General features: G+C 64.9%; 5 protein-coding genes and 1 pseudogene. 4 read left to right on the forward strand and 2 right to left on the reverse strand.

Annotation, left to right across the window (positions count from 1 at the left end):
• Nucleotides 1-237, reverse strand: a pseudogene (locus EOA24_RS27735) (diguanylate cyclase); the annotation flags it as partial.
• 233 nt (nucleotides 238-470) lie between these two features.
• Complete coding sequence (locus EOA24_RS27740) at nucleotides 471-1,364, reverse strand: LysR substrate-binding domain-containing protein (RefSeq protein ID WP_126082271.1); 894 nt, start codon at nucleotides 1,362-1,364, stop codon at nucleotides 471-473.
• A 170-nt stretch (nucleotides 1,365-1,534) separates the two neighbouring features.
• On the opposite strand from EOA24_RS27740, the gene EOA24_RS27745 reads away from it, so the two are divergent.
• The 4 genes from EOA24_RS27745 to EOA24_RS27760 form a co-directional block, all read left to right on the forward strand.
• Nucleotides 1,535-2,932, forward strand: a complete 1,398-nt coding sequence (locus EOA24_RS27745) for an MmgE/PrpD family protein (RefSeq protein WP_245501866.1) — start codon at nucleotides 1,535-1,537, stop codon at nucleotides 2,930-2,932.
• Nucleotides 2,933-2,939: 7 nt separating this feature from the next.
• Nucleotides 2,940-4,181 (forward strand): FAD-dependent oxidoreductase, encoded by a 1,242-nt coding sequence (locus EOA24_RS27750; protein WP_126082270.1) that lies wholly within the window; start codon nucleotides 2,940-2,942, stop codon nucleotides 4,179-4,181.
• A gap of 3 nt (nucleotides 4,182-4,184) precedes the next feature.
• On the forward strand, nucleotides 4,185-4,451 hold the full coding sequence (locus EOA24_RS27755) for a sarcosine oxidase subunit delta (protein WP_126082269.1): 267 nt from the start codon (nucleotides 4,185-4,187) through the stop codon (nucleotides 4,449-4,451).
• The coding region (locus EOA24_RS27760; protein WP_133374638.1) for a (2Fe-2S)-binding protein at nucleotides 4,448-4,796 on the forward strand (349 nt) is incomplete at its 3' end. The genes EOA24_RS27755 and EOA24_RS27760, both read left to right, overlap by 4 nt.

The following is a 4,796-nucleotide window of genomic DNA, read 5'->3' on the forward strand; positions in this document are numbered from 1 at the left end:
CTTCATGTCCTTGATGATCATCTGCATCTTCAGGATGCCGCCCTTCTTGCCGGGCAACGGAGCGGCGGCCTTGGCCGGCTCGATCCCCGCCATCGAATAGGCGAGCGCCGTGGAAGCGCCCATCACGCTTGCCATGGCCAGGAACTCGCGGCGGTCCATCCCGCCCTTTTTGACTTCGGCTGCATAGCTTTCGATGACCGCCGGGACGCGGTCACCGTTGCTCTTGAACATTGTCATCGTTGTTCTCCGGTTCAGGGCTTTTTGCCCGTTGCATTCCCCTTGCGGCACGCATGTTAGGGGCGATGCAAAAATCCCGGAAGGGCTCGGCCCTTCACAAACCGCAGAAAACCGGCCGTTAAGGCCTAAAAAAACCACGCCATTGGCGCGCCAATTTTTTGAGGCTGAAACCGGTGCTGGAGCAATTCCAGGAAAAGTGTGTAACGGTTTTCCGTCCGGAATTGCGTCAATCTCTAAGGTCGGGCGGCGTCCTCCCTGGCCCTGGACAGGATCCATTCCCTGACCGTGCGGGCGATGTTTCCCTTCGAGAGCTGGCTCTCGGTCAGATAGTAATTCCAGGGGCTTGGCGGCCGCACCGGAAACGGCTCGACCAGCAGCCCGCGATGCATATAGGCGTGAGATAGAGAGCGTTGCGTGGCGACTAGGCCGGCGCCCATGGCAGCCAGTTCGAGCGCGATGTTGGAGGCGTTGGTCGACAGGCCCTTGTCGTGGTCCTCCATGTCGACGCCGAGCGCCTCGGTCACCACCTGCCAGTATTCCTGCCGGCCATGCACGAAGATCCAGTCCACCTTGAGCATGTCCTGCGGCGTCTTCAGCGCATGCTCGCCCTCGAGCATGCTCGGGGCACAGAGCAGGACCAGCTCGTCGTTCCAGAGCGGGATCGCCGAAGGCGGCCGGTCGTCGAAGCGCCGCGTCGAGATGGTGATGTCGGCGATCTGTTCGCTCAAGTCTTCCCAGATCGTGCCGTGCAGCACGATCTCGATCTCGGGATGCTTCTTGCGGAACGCGGCCATGCAGCCCGCCAGCCAGTTTTCCGCAAGGCTCATCGGACAGGAGACGACCACGGTTTTGTTTCGCGAGGACGCCACGATCGCTTCGGTCGCCTGGTCGATCTGGTCGAGCGCCTGGCGCAAGGTCGGCAGGAACGCCTCCCCCATCTCGGTCAGCTTCAGGCTGCGCGGATAGCGGATGAACAGCTGCCGGCCGATATAGTGTTCGAGCGCGCGCACATGCGTGCTGACCGCGGCTTGCGTATAACCCAGTTCCTTGGCAGCCGTGGTGAAGCTCAAATGGCGGGCAGAACTCTCGAACGAGCGGATATAGTTCAAGGGGGGTGGCGGCTTCATCCCGGTCTCCAGCTGCGTAATGTCCATAGCTATCGCATGGGCGACCGGCCGTTCAATCGCGGACAAGCGACATGGCATCAATATTTTTGGCCAAAGCCGCCAAACTAATCGCGTGCCTGCGCGATGAACCCAATTTAATGATGTTGTGAGAAGACAGGGGAGATAAGCGCGTGGCTGTGCCGTCGTACCGGCGTGAGGGGCCTGTCGTCAGTTCCGATACGTTCACGCGCCTTGCCGATTTCGTGCTGCGCCGTCCCGCTTGCGTCTTCCCCACAGCGGTGCTGGAACAGGCGCGTTACCTGCTGCTCGACACGCTCGGCATCGCCATCGCGGCAGGACCGATGGAAGCAGGCCGGATCGCCCGCGATGCCGCCGTGCTGCTCTACGGTTCCAACGATCCGCAATACTCGGCCCGCATGCTGTTCGATGGGCGGGGCGCCAGCATTGCCGGCGCGGCCTACGCAGTCGCCACGCAGACGGACAACCTTGACGGCCATGACGGCTACAGCCCCACCAAGGGCCATATCGGCGTCGCGGTCGTGCCGGCGCTTGCCGCGCTCGCGGAAGCAAGGCCCGACCTCACCGGGCCGGAGGCGCTGGCGTCGCTGGTCATCGGCTATGAAGTCGCCGGCCGGGCCGGCATCGCCCTGCATGCGACGGTGAGCGACTATCACACCTCCGGCGCCTGGAACGCCTTGGGCGTGGCGGCGGTCGCGGCGCGTCTGCGGCGGCTGGACGAAGCGCAATTGCGCGAGGCGCTCGGCATTGCCGAGTATCATGGCCCGCGCAGCCAGATGATGCGCGAGATCGCCACGCCGACCATGCTGCATGACGGCTCCGGCCCCGGCGCCCTCATCGGCCTTTCGGCGGCGGTGCTGGCCGAACGCGGCTTCACCGGAGCGCCGGCGATCACCGTCGAGGCGCCGGAGGTTGCGAGGCATTGGCAGGACCTCGGCGTGTTCTGGCAGTCATTGCATCAGTATGTGAAGCCTTATCCGATCTGCCGCTGGGCGCATGCGGCGATCGACGCGGTGCGTGGGCTCTGCCTGGCGCACAATCTCGGCGCCTCCGACATCGCCCATGTCCAGATCAACAGCTTCCATTATGCCGCCACCCTGTTCGACGGCATGCCGGACACGACCTCGAAGGCGCAGTACAGCCTGCGCTTCGCCGTCGCGACCTTCATCATCCACCGGCGCATCGGGCTCGAGCATATTTCCGGCGCCGGGCTCGCCGATCCGGCTGTCGCCGACATGCTCACCCGCATCAGCGTGACCGAGACAGAGCGCCACAGCGCCCGCTTCCCGGCCGGCCGCTGGGCCGACGTCATCATCACGACCAATGATGGACGCGTGCTGATGTCTGGCGACGTGCACGCGCGCGGCGGCCCCGAAGCGCCGATGTCGAAGCAGGACGTCGAGGCCAAATATATGGAGTTCGCCGCGCCCGTGCTCGGATCCGGCCGCGCCGCGGCGATCCGCGACGCGGTGCTTTCGCTCGACGACCGCGACAGCCGCTTCTCCGATCTCTCGGCGCTGCTCTACGATCCTCCCGAGGCCTCGAGCTGAGCCCGCAATGCCTCTTAGACTTCTGAAATATGGTCTCAGCAGGGACTATCCGGTCAGCGGCGACATCCCGGCAACGCCGGAGCTGAAGCCGGCCTACGACGTCGTCATCATCGGCGGCGGCGGACATGGACTGTCCTGCGCGCATCATCTTGCCAAATATCACGGCATAAAGAGCGTGGCGGTCCTGGAGAAGGGCTACCTCGCCGGCGGCAACACGGCGCGCAACACCACCACCATCCGCTCCAACTACATCACCCCGGAAGGCATCGCCTTCTACAAGGAGGGCGTCGAGCTGTTCGAGCGGCTGTCGCAAGAGCTCGACTTCAACGTCATGTTCTCGCAGCGCGGCCAGCTGACGCTTGCGCATACAGAGGCGACGATGCGCAGCTTCCATATGCGCGCCGAGATGGGCAAGCACATGGGCACGCGCACCGAGGTCGTCGACCAGAAGGGCGTCGAGGAGCTCTGTCCGCTGCTGAACATGGACTATGGCGGCCCGCTCGAAATCCTCGGCGGGCTCTGGCACGCCGACGGCGGAACGGCGCGCCACGACGCAGTCGCCTGGGGCTATGCCGCCCAGGCATCGCGGCGCGGAGTCGAGATCCATCAGCGCACCGAAGTGCAAGGCTTCGAGGTCATCGGCGACCGCGTCCAGGCCGTCAAGACGAACCGAGGCCGCGTCGCCTGCGGCCAGGTGCTGATCGCCACCGGCGGCATGAACTACGACGTGGCGCTGATGGCCGGCGTCGAGCTTCCGATCCGCTGCTACCCGCTACAGGCCATGGTGACCCAGCCGTTGAAACCCTGGCTGGACACGCTTGTCTCCTCGGTCTCGCTGCACACCTATCTGGTGCAATCCTCGCGCGGCGAGGTCGTCATCGGCGGCGGCTCCGACCCCTACCAGCTCTATTCGACGCGCTCGACGCTCGACATGAAGGAGCACCTCGCCGAAGGCGCCGTCCACCTCTTTCCTTTCCTGCAGGGCGTGCGGCTGCTGAGGCAATGGGCCGGCATCACCGACATGACGCCGGACTACAGCCCGATCATGGGGGCGAGTCCGCTCACCAATCTCTGGCTTGACTGCGGCTGGGGCACCTGGGGCTTCAAGGCGACTCCCGTCGCCGGCAAGCGCATGGCGCAGACGATCGCTGAGGGCCGCATGCCCGACATCCTGAAGCCATTTGCATTGGAGCGGTTCGAAACCTTCCGGCTGCTCAATGAAATGGGCGCGACCGCCGCGAGCCATTGATCCATGAAACTGCTCACCTGCCCCATGAACGGCCCGCGCAACATCGACGAGTTCCAGTCCTTCGGACCGATGCGCGCGCGACCCGATCCGAACGCAACCGCCGACAGGGACTGGTCGCGGCACCTGTTCCGGGCCGAAAACCGCAAGGGCATCGTGGTCGAATGGTGGCGGCACGTGCCGAGCAACTATTTCTTCCTGGCCGAGCGCGACCTGGTCAGCAACGAGATCATCCGCACCTTCGACGCCTCCGACCTGCGGGACCACGCATGAACCGGCTGCCCGCCCCCTTCGGAAGCCGGATCGACCGAAGCCGCCGCATCCGCTTCAGCTTCGAGGGCAAGCCTTTTGAAGGCTATGAAGGCGACAGCATCGCCAGCGCGCTCGCCGCGTCCGGCCAATGGGTGCTGTCGCGCTCGTTCAAATACCACCGTCCGCGCGGCATCCTGTCGATGACCGGAGCCGACGCCAACGCGCTGGTGCAACTCCCGTCCGAACCGAACGCCGCCGCCGAGCGCACGCCGATCAGCGAAGGGCTGCGGGTCAGCGCCCAGAACGTCAACGGCTCGCTCGAGCGCGACCGCGACGCCGTCATGGACAGGTTCGGCCGCTTCCTGC

Source organism: Mesorhizobium sp. M2A.F.Ca.ET.039.01.1.1, assembly GCF_003998035.1.
Taxonomy (GTDB): domain Bacteria; phylum Pseudomonadota; class Alphaproteobacteria; order Rhizobiales; family Rhizobiaceae; genus Mesorhizobium.